Source organism: Paremcibacter congregatus, from assembly GCF_006385135.1.
Lineage (GTDB): Bacteria > Pseudomonadota > Alphaproteobacteria > Sphingomonadales > Emcibacteraceae > Paremcibacter > Paremcibacter congregatus.
In genome coordinates this window covers 1,774,556-1,792,786 of sequence record NZ_CP041025.1, presented here as the reverse complement: position 1 = coordinate 1,792,786, position 18,231 = coordinate 1,774,556, and the positions used below count along the sequence as shown (strand labels likewise).

The 18,231-nt window shown below is 49.8% G+C and carries 23 protein-coding genes and 1 tRNA gene; 12 read left to right on the top strand and 12 right to left on the bottom strand.

From position 1 onward, the window contains the following. Positions 1-56: 56 nt before the first annotated feature. On the top strand, positions 57-488 hold the full coding sequence (locus tag FIV45_RS07980) for a DUF6491 family protein (RefSeq protein WP_099471840.1): 432 nt from the start codon (positions 57-59) through the stop codon (positions 486-488). A 79-nt stretch (positions 489-567) separates the two neighbouring features. Here the strand turns inward: FIV45_RS07980 and FIV45_RS07975 are convergent, their stop codons facing one another. After that, on the bottom strand, positions 568-1,443 hold the full coding sequence (locus FIV45_RS07975) for a branched-chain amino acid aminotransferase (RefSeq protein ID WP_099471839.1): 876 nt from the start codon (positions 1,441-1,443) through the stop codon (positions 568-570). Positions 1,444-1,575: 132 nt separating this feature from the next. On the opposite strand from FIV45_RS07975, the gene FIV45_RS07970 reads away from it, so the two are divergent. Further along, positions 1,576-2,076, top strand: coding sequence for a MarR family winged helix-turn-helix transcriptional regulator (locus FIV45_RS07970; RefSeq protein WP_099471838.1), 501 nt, complete (start codon positions 1,576-1,578; stop codon positions 2,074-2,076). 24 nt (positions 2,077-2,100) lie between these two features. On the opposite strand, the gene proC is transcribed toward FIV45_RS07970, so the two are convergent. Genes proC through FIV45_RS07955 form a run of 3 tightly spaced genes read right to left on the bottom strand, consistent with a single transcriptional unit; the run spans position 2,101 to position 3,816 of the window. Further along, the gene (gene proC / locus FIV45_RS07965; protein ID WP_099471837.1) at positions 2,101-2,943 is read right to left on the bottom strand and encodes a pyrroline-5-carboxylate reductase; all 843 of its coding nucleotides are present in this window, start codon (positions 2,941-2,943) and stop codon (positions 2,101-2,103) included. Positions 2,944-2,998: 55 nt separating this feature from the next. Further along, on the bottom strand, positions 2,999-3,499 hold the full coding sequence (locus tag FIV45_RS07960) for a type III secretion system chaperone family protein (protein WP_099471836.1): 501 nt from the start codon (positions 3,497-3,499) through the stop codon (positions 2,999-3,001). Then, positions 3,499-3,816 (bottom strand): accessory factor UbiK family protein, encoded by a 318-nt coding sequence (locus tag FIV45_RS07955; RefSeq protein WP_099471941.1) that lies wholly within the window; start codon positions 3,814-3,816, stop codon positions 3,499-3,501. Before FIV45_RS07955 ends, FIV45_RS07960 begins: the two co-directional genes overlap by 1 nt. 208 nt (positions 3,817-4,024) lie before the next feature. Here FIV45_RS07955 and lgt point away from each other — a divergent pair, with 208 nt between their 5' ends. Genes lgt through pgeF form a run of 3 tightly spaced genes read left to right on the top strand, consistent with a single transcriptional unit; the run spans position 4,025 to position 6,724 of the window. Then, positions 4,025-4,843, top strand: coding sequence for a prolipoprotein diacylglyceryl transferase (lgt, locus tag FIV45_RS07950; protein ID WP_099471835.1), 819 nt, complete (start codon positions 4,025-4,027; stop codon positions 4,841-4,843). Beyond that, entirely contained in the window at positions 4,840-5,946 is a 1,107-nt protein-coding gene (locus tag FIV45_RS07945) for a class I SAM-dependent methyltransferase (protein WP_099471834.1), read from the top strand. The genes lgt and FIV45_RS07945 overlap by 4 nt, the downstream gene beginning before the upstream one ends. Beyond that, positions 5,933-6,724, top strand: a complete 792-nt coding sequence (gene pgeF / locus FIV45_RS07940) for a peptidoglycan editing factor PgeF (protein ID WP_099471833.1) — start codon at positions 5,933-5,935, stop codon at positions 6,722-6,724. Before FIV45_RS07945 ends, pgeF begins: the two co-directional genes overlap by 14 nt. 59 nt (positions 6,725-6,783) lie before the next feature. On the opposite strand, the gene FIV45_RS07935 is transcribed toward pgeF, so the two are convergent. After that, positions 6,784-7,614 (bottom strand): spondin domain-containing protein, encoded by an 831-nt coding sequence (locus FIV45_RS07935; RefSeq protein ID WP_099471832.1) that lies wholly within the window; start codon positions 7,612-7,614, stop codon positions 6,784-6,786. Positions 7,615-8,038: 424 nt separating this feature from the next. Here FIV45_RS07935 and FIV45_RS07930 point away from each other — a divergent pair, with 424 nt between their 5' ends. From FIV45_RS07930 to ychF, 4 genes are all read left to right on the top strand, one after another. Then, positions 8,039-8,977, top strand: coding sequence for a ribose-phosphate pyrophosphokinase (locus tag FIV45_RS07930; RefSeq protein WP_099471831.1), 939 nt, complete (start codon positions 8,039-8,041; stop codon positions 8,975-8,977). A 178-nt stretch (positions 8,978-9,155) separates the two neighbouring features. Then, positions 9,156-9,797 (top strand): 50S ribosomal protein L25/general stress protein Ctc, encoded by a 642-nt coding sequence (locus FIV45_RS07925; RefSeq protein ID WP_099471830.1) that lies wholly within the window; start codon positions 9,156-9,158, stop codon positions 9,795-9,797. 33 nt (positions 9,798-9,830) lie between these two features. Next, positions 9,831-10,421, top strand: a complete 591-nt coding sequence (pth, locus tag FIV45_RS07920) for an aminoacyl-tRNA hydrolase (protein WP_099471829.1) — start codon at positions 9,831-9,833, stop codon at positions 10,419-10,421. Between the two features lie 11 nt (positions 10,422-10,432). Continuing rightward, positions 10,433-11,536: a redox-regulated ATPase YchF gene (ychF, locus tag FIV45_RS07915; RefSeq protein ID WP_099471828.1), complete on the top strand. Its 1,104-nt coding sequence runs from the start codon at positions 10,433-10,435 to the stop codon at positions 11,534-11,536. A 14-nt stretch (positions 11,537-11,550) separates the two neighbouring features. Here ychF and ctlX read toward each other — a convergent pair whose 3' ends face one another. Further along, on the bottom strand, positions 11,551-12,480 hold the full coding sequence (ctlX, locus tag FIV45_RS07910; RefSeq protein WP_099471827.1) for a citrulline utilization hydrolase CtlX: 930 nt from the start codon (positions 12,478-12,480) through the stop codon (positions 11,551-11,553). A 4-nt stretch (positions 12,481-12,484) separates the two neighbouring features. Then, positions 12,485-13,549: an ornithine cyclodeaminase gene (locus tag FIV45_RS07905; protein WP_099471826.1), complete on the bottom strand. Its 1,065-nt coding sequence runs from the start codon at positions 13,547-13,549 to the stop codon at positions 12,485-12,487. Positions 13,550-13,717: 168 nt separating this feature from the next. Between FIV45_RS07905 and FIV45_RS07900 the strand changes: the two genes are divergently transcribed. After that, positions 13,718-14,164 carry an Lrp/AsnC family transcriptional regulator gene (locus tag FIV45_RS07900; protein ID WP_099471825.1) on the top strand — a complete coding sequence of 149 codons (447 nt, stop codon included), beginning with the start codon at positions 13,718-13,720 and terminating at the stop codon, positions 14,162-14,164. Here FIV45_RS07900 and FIV45_RS07895 read toward each other — a convergent pair. The 4 genes from FIV45_RS07895 to FIV45_RS07880 form a co-directional block, all read right to left on the bottom strand. Next, positions 14,156-15,199, bottom strand: a complete 1,044-nt coding sequence (locus FIV45_RS07895; RefSeq protein WP_099471824.1) for a glycosyltransferase — start codon at positions 15,197-15,199, stop codon at positions 14,156-14,158. The genes FIV45_RS07900 and FIV45_RS07895 overlap by 9 nt on opposite strands. Positions 15,200-15,319: 120 nt before the next feature. Continuing rightward, positions 15,320-15,407, bottom strand: a tRNA-Leu gene (locus FIV45_RS07890). Between the two features lie 98 nt (positions 15,408-15,505). Further along, positions 15,506-16,228: a phosphoadenylyl-sulfate reductase gene (locus FIV45_RS07885; protein WP_099471823.1), complete on the bottom strand. Its 723-nt coding sequence runs from the start codon at positions 16,226-16,228 to the stop codon at positions 15,506-15,508. Positions 16,229-16,393: 165 nt separating this feature from the next. After that, complete coding sequence (locus FIV45_RS07880; RefSeq protein ID WP_099471822.1) at positions 16,394-16,636, bottom strand: FliM/FliN family flagellar motor switch protein; 243 nt, start codon at positions 16,634-16,636, stop codon at positions 16,394-16,396. Positions 16,637-16,725: 89 nt separating this feature from the next. Here FIV45_RS07880 and lipB point away from each other — a divergent pair, with 89 nt between their 5' ends. Further along, the gene (lipB, locus tag FIV45_RS07875) at positions 16,726-17,394 is read left to right on the top strand and encodes a lipoyl(octanoyl) transferase LipB (protein ID WP_099471821.1); all 669 of its coding nucleotides are present in this window, start codon (positions 16,726-16,728) and stop codon (positions 17,392-17,394) included. Then, complete coding sequence (locus FIV45_RS07870; protein WP_165776946.1) at positions 17,381-17,830, top strand: DUF4019 domain-containing protein; 450 nt, start codon at positions 17,381-17,383, stop codon at positions 17,828-17,830. Before lipB ends, FIV45_RS07870 begins: the two co-directional genes overlap by 14 nt. Here the strand turns inward: FIV45_RS07870 and FIV45_RS07865 are convergent. Further along, the gene (locus FIV45_RS07865) at positions 17,827-18,138 is read right to left on the bottom strand and encodes an acylphosphatase (RefSeq protein WP_099471819.1); all 312 of its coding nucleotides are present in this window, start codon (positions 18,136-18,138) and stop codon (positions 17,827-17,829) included. The genes FIV45_RS07870 and FIV45_RS07865 overlap by 4 nt on opposite strands. Positions 18,139-18,231 lie beyond the last annotated feature (93 nt).

Below are 18,231 nucleotides of genomic sequence, written 5' to 3'. Positions count from 1 at the left end.
AAAACTTTAGATTGTGCTACTATTGTTTTTCCAATTCATAAAAGGGGTTTTATCTTATGAAGTTTCAAAAATTTTCTCTTGGTGCTATTGGGTTAAGTTTTCTGCTTTTTAGCCAAATTGCTACGGCCGAAAAACAAATGCCAGAAAAACTTTCAGAAGACACTTACAACAATATAATTTCAAGCTTTGATAAGAGTAAAGATTGTATAAAGCTCAACAAGAGAGTGCATTGGAAAGCACTGAATACTTCCAGTCTACTGGTATATACGCGTGCCAATGATATGGTCTATTACCTTTCGTTAAAGCATCCCCGTTTTGACATAGACTTTGCTCAACAGATTGGTCTTAACACATCAAATAATTTCCGTTTTTGTGGGAACATTGATGAAAGTGTTTATTTCGGCGATCAACAATACAGAGTAAAAGCAATTAAGAAAATCAATAAAGAAATGGCAACACAGCTCATAGCCTATCGTGATAATGAGTAGTATTTTATGTTTATAATAAACGAAGGTGGCCTTGATTGACCACCTTCGTTACTTTGCATTATAGTATTTTTAATGTACTTTAACGTCTGTTGACCAGATCGTCATAATCTTTCATCAGGGTTTTGCAGACATCTCCCACCACAAAATTATACTCTCCAATTTCGCACAAAGGCGTAACCTCAGCCGCCGTCCCTGTCAGGAAGGCTTGCTCGAAACCGGCCATCTCTTCCGGCATAATCGCCCGTTCGATAACCTCAATGCCACGCTGCCTGGCCAGATCAATCACCGTCCGGCGGGTAATCCCGTCAAGGAAGCAATCCGGTTTTGGCGTATGCAACACCCCGTCTTTCAGGAAAAAGATGTTGGCGCCTGTAGCTTCCGCCACCTGCCCCCGGTAATCAAGCATCAGGGCATCGTCATAGCCATGTTCTGTTGCCGCATCCTTACATAGTGACGCAATCATATAAAGGCCCGCCGCCTTGGCATGTACCGGCTCGGTTTCAGCGGATGGTCTTTTCCATTTGGCGATTTCCAGACGCAGTCCTTTCAGTCTGGCTTCTTCACCAAAATAGGATGGCCATTCCCAGGCAGCAACCGCCAGGTGAATTTTGGTGCCTTTGGTCGCAACACCCATCATTTCGGAACCGCGCCAGGCCACCGGCCGCACATAGGCATCCACAAGACCGTTGGCTTTCACCACATCAATGGCCGCCTGATCAATTTCTTCCACAGAATATGTATTTTCAAAGCCCAGCATTTTACCGGAATCGATCAAACGTTGGGAATGTTCCCGCAGTTTAAAAATCTCGCCGCGATATGCCCGCTGACCTTCAAAAACGCTACTGCCATAATGCAGTGCGTGGGTGAGAATATGAACATTGGCGTCCCGCCACGGAACCAATTCGCCGTTGAACCAGATGACGCCATCACGGTCGTCGAAAGATGTGGATGACATGTGTTACCTCAATAAAATTTAAATTTCATATGTCTCATAAGATATCATAAATAAACATTTCGCCCGAAGACTATTTAATAATATTTCACTTAAGACTTGATATGAGTAACATTGTAATTTAAATATGTCAATATGACTGACATATTTTTTGACATTAAAAAACACTCGGATCACCAGAAATTCCTCAAGGGGATGGAGCTGCTGTATTTTGGGTATCGTGACTTCATCAGCTGGCCTGATGATGTGCTGCAAAAGTATGGTTTTGGCCGGGCCCATCACCGCGTGCTGCATTTTGTCGGCCGTAATCCTGGCCTGAAAGTGGCAGAGCTTCTTGACCTGCTGAATATCACGAAACAAAGCCTGTCACGGGTTTTAAGCGCCCTGGTTGAAAAGGGATATATTCGTCAGGATATTGGAGCGGAAGACCGGCGGCAGCGTTTGCTCAATCTTACCGAACAGGGCGAAGAATTGCTTGGTAAAATTACCGAACACCAAAAGGAACATATGCTCAAGGCATTTGCACAGGCCGGAGAAGATAATGTCGAGGGGTTCTGGAAAGTGCTGAGCGCGCTGATCAACGAGGAAAATAGAGAAAAGCTTCTCGGGCAGATCAATCAGGACATGGGCGACTGACCCGTTTCCTGCCCCTGATCCAGCCTAGTCCGCCAGCTCTCTTGAACGTTGATAAGCCGCCCGTACGGTTTGAACCATAAGTTTTCCAAGCCCCTCGTCGCGCATCAATATATTAAGCGCGGCTTCGGTTGTGCCATTGGGACTGGTAACATTCTTGCGCAACTGTGTTGCGTCATCCGCAGACTGTTCCAGCAAGGCCCCGGCCCCGCATATCGTATGAGTGGCCAGTTTTTGTGCCAGCTCTTTATCCAGACCGAGAGTTTCTCCCGCGCCCGCCAACGCCTCCACCAGATGAAAAACATAGGCGGGCCCACTGCCGGATACTGCGGTTACGGCATCAATCAGCCCTTCTTCCGTCACCCAATCCACAACGCCCGCCGCCTTCAGCAGCTCATGGCAGGTGGCTTTCTGGCTGTCTGTGACATTACGATTGGCATAGCCAACCGTAATACCCCGTCCGATAGCGGCCGGTGTATTAGGCATGGCCCGTACAACGGCGGCGTCCAGCCCAAGAATTTCTGTGAAGTAATTAATGGTTTTTCCAGCGGCAATGGACAGAAAAACCGTATCGGCAACGGTCAAACCTTTAAGGTCTTCCAGAGCCTGATCCATCATTTGCGGCTTAACCGCCAGAACGATAAAGCCCGGTGTCAAGTCTTTCGGGAGCTGAGCAACGCTGTCATAAAACTTCTCAGGCGCCAGACCCGGGACCATCGCGCGGGCATTGTCCACAAACGGATCAATCACATATACCGCATCCGCCGTCAGACCGCCTTTAAGCCACCCTTGCAACAGGGCGCCCCCCATTTTTCCGCAGCCCACCAGCACCAGCGGCCGTGCCGCACTAATATCCGTTAGCTTCGTCATGTTTAAATCCAGTTGTTTTCAAGGCGTCCTTTTACAGGACACCGCGGCAGTCGGCTTATGCCTCGCCTACGGTTTCCAGCATGGCCACGGCCATGGCATCTGCCGGGGTTTTTCCCGCCCACAGCACAAACTGGAAGACCGGATAATATTTGTTGCTTTCAGACAGAATGGTATCCGTAATTTTCTCACAGGTCGCCGGCGTCACTTCTGTTTCCACCATATTGCTGTGGCGGAACATCAGGGTACTGTCTTCCGTCCAGATGGCAAAATGACCAATGGCCAGTTGTTCATTGACCAGATTGATCGTTTCGAGAACATTGGCCTTCTTGTTATCCGGCACCCGCATGTCTAACATCCCGGCAGCCTGCAACAGCCCTTCTTCCGGCACCCAGAAATAACGAATGTGGAAATCACACCATTCTCCGTTAACCGCGACGGTGATTTCTTCGTCATTCGTGCGTTCATAAGGCCATTCATTCTGTCCGGCCATCATTTCTAAAATATCCAGCGGATTAGCCAGTGTGGCATTATATCCGTCAAAACTTACGGCTGTCATTATTTTGTATCTTTATCGCTTTTTGAAGGTGTTTTCTTACGGCTCGTCGGTGTGGCAGGCTTCTTGCCGGTTTCCGACAGGGCCTTTTGCAGATCGGCGACCTGTTGCGCAAGTTGAAGGTTTTCCGCGCGGGCTTGTTTTGCCATATCGCGAACAACCTCGAATTCCTCACGGGAAACCAGATCCATACCCTGCATCATCTGTTCAAGATGAGCGCGGACAGCCGCCTCCATCTCGCCTTTCACCCCATGCAGGGTGCCAACAGCGCTTTGGCCCAATTTCGCCAGATCATCAAAAAATTTATTGTCAGTTTGCACGTGACCACCTTTAATATTGTGATTTCCCCATTTATGCACCAAACCGAGTGGATCAAAGCGCCCCCGATTTATGCTTATTTTGAAGTAATATGACGCCACACTACAGGAATGCCAAGCGGATTCAATTCTTTGTAACTTGACTTGCATAAAAACCCCGCCATGATAACGTCTAAACAATTGTAAAACTGCGATAACCGGCGACATATTTATGTTTGAATTTTTATTATCTGCTTCCCTCACCTTTCCCGACATTTCCCCCGAAATTGTTAGAATCGGGCCCATAGCGATTCGGTGGTACTCCATGGCTTATCTGCTCGGGTGGGGAATCGGATGGTTTTATTTGCTGCAACTGATCAAAAAAAAAGGCGCCCCTTGCAACGCAGCCCAGGTTGGTGATTTTGCTTTCTGGGCGATGGTCGGCGTGATCCTCGGCGGCAGACTGGGCTATGTCCTGTTTTATAACCTGGATGTGTATCTCCACAAACCTGCAGAAATTTTCGCGGTGTGGGACGGCGGCATGTCCTTCCATGGCGGCTTTATCGGGGTGGCCATTGCCACCTATATCTTTTGCCGTACTCAAAAGATTGCTTTCTGGCGGTTCACCGACTTGCTGGCCTGCGTCGCTCCAGTCGGGTTGTTCCTGGGCCGGATCGCCAATTTCATCAATGGTGAACTTTTTGGCAGACCGACCGATGCTGCAATCGGCATGGTGTTTCCCCGTGGCGGTCCTCTGCCGCGGCACCCAAGCCAGCTTTATGAAGCCGCGCTGGAAGGTCTGCTGTTATTTTTCCTTTTATGGGTTTTGATGAATTTCACCAACGCCCGAAAAAAGCCGGGCCTGCTGACGGGTGTTTTTGTTATTGGCTACGCCATCTCCCGCACCATCGTCGAACAGTTCCGGGAACCGGACAATCAGTTGGGCTTCCTTTATGGCACCGATTTCCTCACCATGGGACAATTGCTGTCGATCCCGATGGTTTTGGTCGGCCTGTATCTTATATTCCGCCCAAAAAAGGCAGCCCTATGAAGACGCTGGACTCCTATCTGGTTAAACTGATCAAGGCCCAGGGGCCGCTGTCCATTGCCGGTTATATGGCGGAAGCACTCGGTAATGACCGTCATGGTTATTATATGAAACAGGACCCCTTTGGCGCCAAGGGTGATTTTACCACAGCGCCGGAAATCAGCCAGATGTTTGGCGAGATGATCGGCCTGTGGCATGCGACAAACTGGCTGAATATGGGATCCCCGGCCGAAATCCATCTGATTGAACTTGGCCCTGGCAGAGGCACTCTTATGCAGGATGCACTTCGGGCCATGAAAGTCGTCCACGGCCTGCGGGAAGCCACCAGAGTGCATATGGTGGAAATGTCACCGGCTTTGCGAAAAATACAACAGCAAAACATCCCGGCAGAACTCACCCCCCACTGGCATAATCGCATTGGGGATGTATTCAGGCAAATTGACGGTGCGCCGGTTTTGCTGATCGCCAATGAATTCTTCGATGCCTTACCAGTGCGTCAGTTTCAGAAAAAAGACCGTGGCTGGCATGAGCGTCTGATTTCCCTGACACAGGATGAAAAACTGACCTTGACGCTTGCACCTGTGCCATCTCCTGAAAAGCTTATCCCGGCGGCGCTACATCGGGCCGAAGAAGACAGTATTGCGGAAATATGTCCGGTGGGGGAAAATATCCTGATGGAAATCAGTGAATATATCAGCAAACATGGCGGTGCCGGAATAATCGCCGATTATGGTCATGACCGTCATGGCACCGGTGATACTCTGCAGGCTCTGAAATCCCATGAATACTGTGATATTCTGCAAGATCCCGGCGATGCTGACCTTACTACCCATGTGAATTTTCAACGCCTGAAGGAAGTCGCAGAAGAAGCAGGCGGTCGGGTATACGGCCCCGTTGGGCAGGGCGCTTTTCTCAAACACCTGGGGATCGATGCCCGGGCGAATACTCTGATGGCTCAGGCAAATGCGACACAAAAAAAGGACATCACGGCCGCCTTGCACCGCCTTACCGATAAGGCGGAGATGGGGCATCTGTTCAAGGTTATGGCCTTAACCGACGCCAACCTCGGCGGCGTTATTGGATTTTCGACTGATGAACACAAATAATGCTGACAAAATATCCCCCTGCCTTTGCCAGAATCTTATGCTGGATAACATTTCTCACGGGTTTTACACCCGCAAAGGTGGATATTCACAAGGGATATATAAAGGGTTAAATGCCGGATTAGGGTCCAATGATAATCCCGAACATGTCATCGCCAATCGGGATGTGATCCGCACTCATCTTTCTCCTTCAGCAAAAAATTTGTGCGGAGTTTATCAAATTCACAGCAATCAGGTGCATCTATTGGACACCCCCTGGCAAGCCCCTCATATGCCGGAAGGCGACGGGGTGGTGACACGGCAAAAATATACCGCACTTGGTATTCTGACAGCCGATTGCGCCCCGCTCCTGTTTGCAGATCCACAAGCCGAGGTGATTGGCGCAGCCCACGCCGGATGGCAGGGCGCCCTCAACGGCGTTATTGAAAATACCTTGAACCTTATGGTGGCGCAAGGCGCCCGTCTGTCCGATATCCGTGTGGCGATCGGGCCTTGTATTGCCCAGAAAAACTATGAGGTTGGCCCTGAGTTTCGTCAGGCATTTACCACACGTGACGCCGGATACAGCAAATTTTTCCTGCCCGGCGCCCGCCAAAATCATTATCTGTTTGACCTGAAAGCCTTTACCCAGGACCGTCTGATCCGCGCCGGCATATCAGATATAACGGTCATGCCGCAGGATACCTATGCTCTGGCTGATGACTTTTTCAGCTACCGCCGCACCACCCATCAGCAGGATCCCGATTATGGCCGTCAGATATCCTGTATTATGCTGAGGTAACAAAAAATTGGTGGTGACTCTATAGCCCAGAGCCACCACCTATTGGGATTATTCATTTCCTACGCGAGAAGGCGTTTACGGCGGGACAGTGCCATTACACCGAACAATCCCAATCCCATTAAGCCGAATGCCGCAGGGGACGACACCTGACTGACCCGGATGCGAGCCACCTCAAAACCCTGAGCCGTAAAATCGGCCGCAGCCTGAGCAATCGAGTATCCGGCCGGGGTATCTCCCCCAAAGATCGGAAATCCCCCAGGCAGCGTCGCAAGCCCCCCGTGAACACCAATCACAGAGCCTTCATCTTGTCGCGGCATCCCGCCCGCCCCGATCAGAAACGGAGAGTCATACCCTATATTGGCTTCGGTACCCGCATCCCAGACATTCCCGCCGATGACCAGAATATCCAAAGCCTGAAAATTGCCCTGGCTATCAAAAAGGGAATAGGCCATCGCATCATCATTGCCGATAAAAGCGTCATTGGTCGGTATCAACATGGACAGGAAGCTGAGATAACCGTTAGTCGCAGCAGTGATGTTGAACAGCGCCGACGCCACTTCACCCGGTTCAAAAACCGGCGCACCCGGGAACCCAGACGGAGCAGCGACCACCCCTTGCACACCGCCACTGATACTGTTGAAGTCGGCAGATACACCACTTGCATCACCCCGCTCGGCCAGCGCCTGGACAGAAGCAGACGCCGCAGTTCCACTGTCAAAGCTGTCGAAAGAACCGCCATGAAACCCGACCCATACCGGCGTCATAGCGAGCCCGCCCGGAGCAAACAGGTTTGTTACCTCTACTTCCACCGTTGTGGCCTGCGCGGCCGTCGATAGATTCAAAATGCCCGCCGTTACGGCCAGCATCATATTTCTAATACTAAATATCATTATTTCCCTCCATAAGAATTCAAGTTTTCATCAGCGTGTCCCGCCTTGCATAAATAATACCTTACGCAATTTCCATGGTGCCCCCGGTCCCTATCACTAACCACTCACAATGGCGTGAAATCACTCACGTTTGTGTGACCTTCCCGGCAAGAAAATATTTCCCGTGGCAACTCATTATAATAATTCTAAATTATAACAACGACTTTGATTTCATTCTGAAATTATGGATTGTGCGAACTGTCCCTCTCCTGTCCCTAACCGTCAAACAGGCTCCTCCGAATACGAGAGACTCCGAATCTTGTTTACTTTGCGGGGGGCTATTGCTAGCTTGCGCGGAAATTAGGGATAGAGTCGCTTTTTTTGATTTTTCCCGCTATATTTTTTAACCGAGATTCGGTGTTTTTTTGTACAAAGGAAATTATCCATGAAACTTCTGTCCGGCAACAGCAACAGGCCCCTCGCAGAAGCCATCGCGACCTGTCTTGATATGAGACTGACAAACGCGGATGTGAAGCGATTCTTAGACAAAGAGGTATGGGTAGAAATTAAAGAAAACGTCCGCGGTGAGGACGTTTTTGTGATTCAGCCCACTTCTTTTCCGGCCAACGATAACGTCATGGAACTTCTGGTCAGCATTGATGCCCTGCGCCGCGCCTCCGCTGCCCGTATCACCGCTGTCATCCCCTATTTCGGTTATGCCCGGCAAGACCGTAAACCGGGCCCCCGCACCCCGATCTCAGCCAAACTCCTTGCCAACCTGATTACAGAAGCCGGCGCCGACAGGGTCCTGACCATGGACCTTCATGCCGGACAAATTCAAGGATTCTTCGACATTCCCACCGACAATCTGTTCGCCTCCCCGGTTCTGGTGCGCGACATTGAGGAAAGCCTGGTCGCCAAGGGTGAAAAGATCATGGTCGTCTCCCCTGATGTCGGCGGCGTAGTTCGCGCGCGCGCTCATGCCAAGCGCCTTGGGGTTCCTTTGGGCATTATCGATAAACGGCGCGAAAAAGCCGGTGTTTCCGAAGTTATGAATGTGATTGGTGAAGTCGAAGGCTATCACTGTGTCCTGGTTGATGATATTGTGGATTCAGCCGGTACTCTGTGTCATGCAGCCAAAGCCCTGCGCGACGGCGGCGCCACTGGCGTCAGTGCTTATGTGGCCCACGGGGTTCTTTCCGGTCCTGCGGTAGAGCGCATTACCAATTCCGTACTGGAAACCGTTGTGATTACAGACAGCATCGCCGCTTCAGAGGCCGTGAAAAACTGCTCTAAAATCCGCCAGGTCAGCATTGCCCCCTTACTTGCCGAAGCGATCAATCGTATCAATAAGGAAGAATCCGTTTCCGTGCTTTTTGATTAAGCGCGATACGCAGCTGAAATAAGCCGGCAATTAATGCAAATAATCGTTGAGTTTTTAACCATTTCACGTTAAAAGCTGCGAACTATGAGGTCTGTACTCTTAAAACTTAAGGTGCAGACCTTTAATATTGGCACCCCTGGAGGCTGATATTTTTATTATCAATTAGGAGAATTTAAAGATGGCAAGTCCAGTTATTAAAGCTGAATTGCGCGAAAAAGCGGGTAAGGGGTCCTCTCGTGCGTTACGTAGAGAAGACAAAATCCCCGCCGTAATTTATGGCGACAAAAAAGGCCCAGTTACAGTAACCATTAGCCGCATCGATCTGGTGAAGCAGCTAAATACTGGTGGGTTTCTGAACACTTCATACGAAATTCAAATCGGCAAGGATAAAGAAACTGTACTTCCCCGTGACGTTCAGTTCCACCCGGTAACCGACTGGCCAATGCATGTGGATTTCTTCCGCCTGGCCAAAGGGTCCAGCCTGAACATCATGATTCCGATCCACTTTGTTGGTGAAGAAGTCAGCCCAGGCATCAAAGCCGGCGGCATTCTGAATGTGGTTCGTCATGAGGTTGAATTCTCATGCCCGGCCAACGCCATTCCGGAAGCCATCGAAATCGACATTTCTGAAGTTGAAATGAACGAGAGTATTCACATCAGCACGGTTACACTGCCTAAGGGCGTGACACCTGTGATTGATGACCGTGATTTCACCATCGCAACTATTTCTGCCCCGAGCGGTCTGAAGAGTGCGGACTCCGGTGATGAAGATGAAGGCGAAACTGCTGAAGCAGAAGCAACTGAAGGCGACGAAGAGTAATCTTCCACGCCTTAAGGTTAAAGGATACATGCCATGTTGTTATTGGTTGGACTGGGAAATCCCGGAAATAAATACCACAACAACCGGCATAATATTGGATTTATGGCGGTGGACGAGATTGGTCACCGCCATAATTTTTCGGCCTCAAAGCCAAAATTTCAGGGCCTTTTGTCTGAAGGTCACCTGGGACGTGAAAAAGCCCTGATCCTAAAACCGCAAACCTATATGAACCTGTCCGGCCAGTCCGTGGGAGAAGCTGCGCGCTTCTATAAAATATCCCCCGCCGACATATTTGTTTTTCATGACGAACTGGATATTCCCGCCGGAAAGATAAAGTTCAAGACAGGCGGCGGTCATGCCGGTCATAATGGCTTGCGCAGCCTTGATCAACACCTCGGCAAGGACTATCATCGCATTCGTCTCGGTATTGGTCATCCTGGCGATAAAGATGCGGTTACCGGTCATGTTCTCGGCGATTTTGCCAAGGCGGACCAGACATGGCTTGAAGACCTGCTGGATGCGATTTCTTATGCCGCGCCTGCGCTGGCGGATGACAGCGGCGAGACACGCGGCGCTAAATTTTTAAACGAAGTCGGTCTCCGGCTTAAACCTAACAGTAAATGATGGAATGAATTATGGGTTTTAAATGTGGTATTGTCGGTCTTCCCAACGTGGGCAAGTCAACGCTGTTTAACGCACTGACCAATACGGCAGCGGCGGCGGCGGCCAATTATCCCTTCTGTACCATCGAACCCAATGTCGGGCAGGTCCCGGTACCCGATCCCCGGTTAAATCAACTGGCGGCCATTGCCGGCTCCAAAGAAATCATCCCGACGCAGTTATCCTTTGTCGATATCGCCGGCCTGGTGCGCGGCGCATCCCAGGGCGAAGGTCTTGGCAACCAGTTTCTTGGCAATATCCGCGAAGTCGATGCCATCATTCACGTGTTGCGTTGTTTTGAAGATGACGACATCACCCATGTGGAAGGCACCATTGATCCCATTGCCGATGCGGAAACCGTCGAGACCGAATTAATGCTGTCCGACATCGACAGTCTGACCAAACGTAAATCCGGCCTGGAACGGCGCATCCGCGGTCAGGACAAGGACGCCAAGGCCCTGATGGCCCTTGCCGAACGCATGCTCGCGGTACTTGAAGAGGGTCAGCCAGCCCGTGTGGTAGAGGCCGCAGACGAGGAAGAACAGAAATTGATTGATGAGCTGCAACTGCTGACCACCAAACCGGTGCTGTATGTCTGCAATGTCAGTGAAGAAGAAGCCGCCGAAGGCAATGCACTCAGCACCCGGGTCGCCGAAAAAGCCAAGGCAGAAAACGCTGTATCAGTGATCATCTCCGCCGCACTGGAATCTGAAATCGCCCAATTGGAAGACGAAGAAGAACAAAAAGCGTTCCTCGAAGACCTCGGGCTTGGGGAAACCGGCCTGGGCCGTGTGATCCGGGCGGGGTATGACCTGTTGAACCTGATCACTTATTTCACCGTCGGCCCGAAAGAAGCCCGTGCCTGGACTGTGACACAGAATACCAAGGCCCCACAGGCGGCCGGCGTAATCCATACCGACTTTGAAACCGGGTTTATCCGCGCCGAGACCATCGCCTTTGACGCCTATATCGAACATAAGGGTGAAACCGGCTGTAAGGATGCCGGCAAGATGCGCCTGGAAGGCAAAGAGTATGTAGTCGCTGATGGCGACGTCCTCCACTTCCGCTTCGCGAACTAAGGGCGCTTTCTGTCTTAGCGCGCGGACAAATGAATTCCGGCCAGCATACAACGGACTGATCCGCCGGCCATCTCAATGGTCGGCACATGCAAAGGCACCAGTGGAACGGTTCGTTCAATAATGGCTTTTTGCGGTAGCGTCAAAACGTTATACGCCCGCGCGGAAAGAGCCAAAAGACGACCCGTGGCACCCTGCAATTCTATGGCATTCGCCGCGAAATTGGCAACTTGCTGATCACTAAGTGCGATGACTTCACGGCCTGATTGTTCAAACCGCCGTACAATTTCCTGCCGCCTGTCAGGGCAGGATATCATATCAAGGCCAATCAAAACAAAGTCCGTGGCAATACACATCAGCACATTAGTGTGATAAACGGCAACCCCATTAGCATCTTTGGCCTCAAACGCCATCGGCTCAAAATTAAAATGGGTGCAGAAGCGTTCCAGCGCAAGAGGGTCCGTGCGGTTCGATTTAATGGCATAGGCCACCCGGTCAATATGATCAAGAACCATCGCCCCCGTCCCTTCCAGGAAAATATTATCCTGTTCCAGTCCCGAGTAATCAATGACATCCTGGACGCGATAATACTGTTTCAGCATTTCTATCACATCCTGTCGGCGTTCCTTACGACGGTTCCGGGCATACATGGGATAAAGCGCCACATGGCCACCTGCATGAGTCGAAAACCAGTTATTTGGAAATACAGAATCCGGTGTTTCTGTCGTCTCATCTTCAAAAAGATGCGTCGTAACACCATGCTCTTCAAGAGTTGTCGCCGCCATGGTCACTTCATCATAGGCTGCCTGGGCCACCACTGTCAGATCCCAGCCCACTGCCGATCGCTGATAGGCGTTGTCCGACGCCGTCTCCTGATTTGGACTGAAATGATGCGGTCTGATAACGACGACGGCGCCAGGGGCCTGAATGCTGCTGCGGTGGATCATGGAATTATTCCTGCTGATTGGCTTTCGCCCGCATCACCATACCATAGAGGTCGCGGGGATCATCAGGATCAGCAATCATATCAAGATCTTCAAAATGACCGGTGCGTTCCAACTGATCCCGCAAATAGCGCAAGGCGGAAAAATCTTCAATGGCAAAACCAACCCCGTCAAATAAAGTGATCTGGCGGTCGTCCGTGCGTCCCGGCGCCTGCCCTGTCATCACCTGCCACAGTTCTGTGACCGGGTGGTCGGCATCCATCTGCTGTATTTCACCTTCAATACGGGTCTGCGGTGTATATTCAACAAAGATGTCCGAACGCAAAAGAATATCCCTGTGTAATTCTGTCTTGCCGGGACAATCGCCTCCGATGGCGTTGATATGCACCCCGGCGCCGATCATATTATCCGTCAGGATCGTGGCATACTGTTTATCAGCCGTCGCCGTCGTAATGATGTCAGCTCCCTCTACCGCCTGCTGCTCTGTGGTGCAGGCCGTGATGGCAAACCCCTGATCCGCCATATTATGCATGAATTTCTTCGTGCTCGCCGGATCAATATCATACAAGCGTAGATCGGTTATCCCAAGAATGGACTTGAAGGCCAGCGCCTGAAACTCGGACTGGGCGCCATTGCCAATCAGGGCCATGCTGCGTGCGCCTTTCGGCGCGAGATATTTGGCGACCATTGCCGATGTCGCCGCCGTCCGCAGCGCCGTCAGTATCGTCATTTCCGTCAGCAGAACCGGATAGCCGGTTTCGACCTCGGACAATACCCCGAAAGCAGTGACGGTCTGACGACCTGTCTTCATATTATCGGGGTGACCATTCACATATTTAAAACCATAAACATCACCATCACTGGTCGGCATCAGCTCAATCACGCCGGCCTCTGAATGAGAAGCCACGCGCGGTGTCTTGTCAAAGCTTTCCCAACGTCTGAAATCGGCATCCAGATATTCGGCAATGCCGGTCAGGACATTTTCCACACCGATTTCCAGAACGATCTTCATCATATCGTCCACGCTAACAAAAGGAACCAGATTGAGATTGTGTAAGGTGTTATTTTTCATGGCGCGTGCCCGTCTTTCTTAAACGTTATTTTTCTTCTTCCTGAAAAGAAGATCCCTATTAATGTTTGAGAGTAGCCAGTAAAAATTTTAGAAACAATGTTATTTTTTTATAAAAAACGATATGATATATATCATAATGACAGTGCAAATTGAGCAAAATGACAAAACATGACCAAAATCGAAAATAACAGCTTTGTTTATGATCACCTTGATCGGGAATTAATTTCTCTGCTGCGCTACGATGGCAGGGCGCCTTTATCAAAACTGGCCCAGATTTTAAAAGTATCTCGGGGCACTGTACAGAACCGCCTCGACCGCCTTCTGGACTCCGGTACAATCCTCGGGTTTACCGTCAGAATGCGCGAAGGCAGCGCGCCGGACCTGATCCGGGCGGTAATGCTGATTGAGGTTGTTGGCAAGTCCACCCGAGAAGTCATCAGAAAATTAAGAGGCATGCCCGAACTGCATACACTGCATACCACCAATGGGTCGTGGGATCTGGTGGCGGAAATTCATGCCACCAGCCTAAGCGAATTTGACCGTGTCCTTGGAGAAGTCCGTTATATTGATGGCATTCTCAACAGTGAGACAAGTATTTTGTTAAGTTCAGCGTAAGGCTTTACAAGCAGAATCCCAAGAGAGTGAAGCTGCATATTTCACGATCCCCTCTTCAGAATATTTTTCAGTTCTTATATATTCCATTGCTTTTACCAGTTCAGGTTTTTCATTTGGGTAATATAAAACGCCGTTTGTAGGATTAATCACATCCACCAAATATCCTAAACCTGGCGCTATTACAGGGCGCCCAAACCCCAATGCCAATACTGCAGCACCAGATGTAAGTGAATCGGCATAAGGCAACACGACAGCATCACTGGCGAGAAGGTAATATTGCAACTCATCGTTTGGAATAAATTTTGCCTCTAGATGGATTTGCTTATCAGTGATGTCAGATATTACCTCTTTAACCTTCGCGTAATAATCTTGGTTTTGAAATTTCCCGGCGATAAGTAACACAGCATCTTGAGGAAGTTGCTTAAAGGCTTCTACCAAACGATCCACATTCTTATATTCAGAGCATAAGCCTATAAATAAATATACGAATTTATCTTCAGGAATATTAAATTTTAATCTAGCCTCCTCGCGACTAATATTGTGAGGATAGTAATCAATCCAGTTACCATGATCAATTAACTCCAATTTCGACTTTGCTATCGGAAACTCCTTAAGGAACCTCTTTGCGGCAGTTTCTCTATGGACGAACACTTTTGACGAGAGAAGAATAACCACCCAACGTGCAATTTTATCAAGGTAAGGTGTTCTACTGCGATTGTGCGGATAAAGATTGTGGGCGGTCCAAAAAACGGCCCGGCACCTAATTCTTGCAAAAAGAAGAAATAAACAAAATTTCGCAAAGGCTAAAATTTCACTTACCATACTCGTTTTTCCGGCGTAAAAAAACGAAGGCCAGTGAATGTGTATACTATCGTGTTTATATAAACTCTTAAGCAGCCACCTCCCCGCATATGTGCCTTCTTTAACTTCGACGCCTTCTCTTTCTAATGCATTATAAAGAGCTTCATTATAAGCTATCCCACTTTTAGGGAACGCCAGGATTGCCGCACGGGTACTAGTGTTTGAAAATTTCATATCAATATCTTTTTTGACAGACCACAAAAAATTATTTCAGTAATAAAACATGCATCAATAAGGAACTTAATATGATTCAGGTGTTCAGTTTTTTTAGGGGTATTTCAAAACTTAAAGAGTTGGTGCGGCCGAGAAGACTCGAACTTCCACGGGATATTATCCCACAGCGACCTCAACGCTGCGCGTCTACCAATTCCGCCACGGCCGCACACTTTGAATTGGCATCGAAAACTGACCTGCAATTTCCGACTGACGGTGAAGTAGCAAACCCCGACGGAATTAGCAATAGCTAATCGCAACAATCGGTTAAATATTTTCCGCGATATGGATTCCACACTCGGTTTTCCCCTGCCCGGCCCAACGGCCCATGCGGCGATCCTGCCCGGCTTCCACCGGTGACGTGCACGGCATACAGCCGATAGAGGGGTAACCCTGATCAACCAACGGATGTTTGGGCAAGCCTTTTTGGACGATAATCTGGTCCAGCTCATCCTGATTCCAATGGGCCAGCGGATTGATCTTGATCTTCGAACCATCTTTCTCGATCAAAGGAATGGCGTTACGGGTTGTGCTTTGAAACCGCTTGCGTCCCGTGATCCAGGCATCATATTCATTCATGGCGCGCGCCAGAGGCCGGACTTTGCGTAAATCACAGCAGGCGTCCGTATCCCGGGTCCACAACAGGCCGTTTTTGTCTTCATTGGCCACATCCACCGGATCAGGCTTCACGGTAACGATATTGGTCAGGCCAAGCTGTTCCGCTACCTTGTCACGGTAACGTACCGTCTCGCCAAACAATTTTTGTGTGTGAATAAAGATCACGGGCGTTGCCGGGTTCACCTGTGCCACCAGATCAAGCAACACGATAGACTCCGCGCCAAAGGAAGAAACCAGAGCGATCCGATCCTTGAATTCCTGATTGATCATCGCATCCAGAAGCCCAAGACTATCCATGTCGCCATAAAGCGCCATAAGCTCTTCATAGCTGCGCGGGGAATCCAGTACTGTCTGTGGCTGTGCGGCTGTCATTTTTTTACCCTATCACGTTGTTGAACAGGCAACTAAAACGTTTGCCCGCAGTTAAACGACGGCCTTATCTACAAGGCCGTAGGCTTAACTTAGGGAGCAGCGCACAATAAATCAAGTTTTGTGTGTATATTTTTTTATATTACACAATATTTTATGTAGTATAAATTACGTCCGTTGGTAATTTTTCACGCTCTTGGTGATATTGACCGCGATATTTTCACCGGCCATCATAATCTCGCCCTTGGCGATCATTTCACCGTTGGCGTAGATCTGTACCGGCTGGTCCTGATGACCGTCCAGTTCAATCACCGCGCCGCGGCCGAGTTTGAGCAAATGGCGTATCGGCATCATGGTTTGACCCAATACCACCGTCAGCTCCATGGAGACATCATCAATTGCCTGTGACATTTTTACGTTTTATCCTTAATCTATGGTCGAAAGTTGGATATATCTTCTATAGTGAAATAGCATAGTTATTATTTGGTTAAAAGAAAAGCATGATAAAAGCGGAAAATAACGCTCTTGAATGGAAATACAGCGACGGCCTGGTTGATTATGACGAGGCCATGGCCCTGATGGAACAACGGGTCGCGGATATTCGCGCCGGCACAGCATCAGAACTGGTGTGGTTCCTGCAGCATCCGCCACTCTATACCGCCGGCACATCAGCCGATGCCCAGGACCTTATGAGCCCGGATCGTTTTCCGGTATATGAAACCGGACGCGGCGGTCAATATACCTATCATGGGCCGGGGCAGCGGGTGGTTTATGTCATGCTGGATCTCGCCAGGCGAGGACGCGATGTGCGCCAATTCGTCTCGCGCCTGGAACAATGGGTCATTGATACATTGAGTGAATTCAATGTCAGCGCCGAACGACGGGATGGCCGGGTTGGCGTCTGGGTCACCCGCGAAGGTGGTCGCGAAGAAAAGATTGCCGCCATCGGCGTCAGGGTACGCAAATGGGTAACCTTTCATGGCATCTGCATCAATGTGGAGCCAGACCTTGATCATTACACCGGCATCGTTCCCTGTGGCATATCAGAACACGGGGTAACGTCGCTGGTTGATCTCGGACTGCCGGTGACCCTGTTCGATGTCGATGCGGTACTGCGCCAGAAATGGGATTCAATTTTTGAAGACACGTCGACCAATGCAGAAGATTAAGCGCTTCCTTCTCACACTTTCCCTGCCCCTGTTGTTGCTCAGCTGTTCCGCATCGGAAGGCACTGACATTGCGGAACTGGCGGTTGAAGAATTTCATGCGAGCTATAATGCCGGCGCCTATGCCACCATTTACAGCAATACGACCGACGCCTTTCAACAGTATGTGTCGAAAGAAAAATTTATCCGCCTGATGCAGAGATTAAAAAACAATCTGGGTCCTCATGTCAGTTCCACCAGAATATCCTGGTCGGTTAAGACAGACCTTATACTGGGGACATCAAATTATCTCGGTTATCAAACCGCCTACGAGAAAGACAAACAGGCAAAGGAAACCTTTGAATTTAAAATCCAGGACGGCATCGCCCGCCTGAATAACTTCAATGTCGCCTCTCCTCTACTGGCGTCCCGCACACAGGCAAAAAGAACCCCGTTTTAAGTGCGACGCGCTTCGACATCGACAGTCGGCTTCTGGATAAACCCCTTGGCTGTAATCCCCATCGCGTTATGAACATTCACTTCCGTCACATGGGCCAGATGCGGTCCTTCGTGGCATTTGCCAATCATACGCTCCACATTGGCTTCCACCCCGACCAATAACGCCTCTACAGTTCCATCCGCGCGATTGCGCACCCACCCGTCAAGGCCAAGCTCCTGCGCCGTGTCTACTGTCCAGCCGCGGAACCATACCCCCTGCACTCTGCCGGAGATGATCAGCCGCACCGCTTTATGTCCTTCAGGTAACATCAAAACTCCTTGTCTTTACACCCCACCATGATACCTGAATTTAAGAAGCGCAAACATAAAAAAAGCGACCCGAAGGCCGCCTTTTTGGCATAT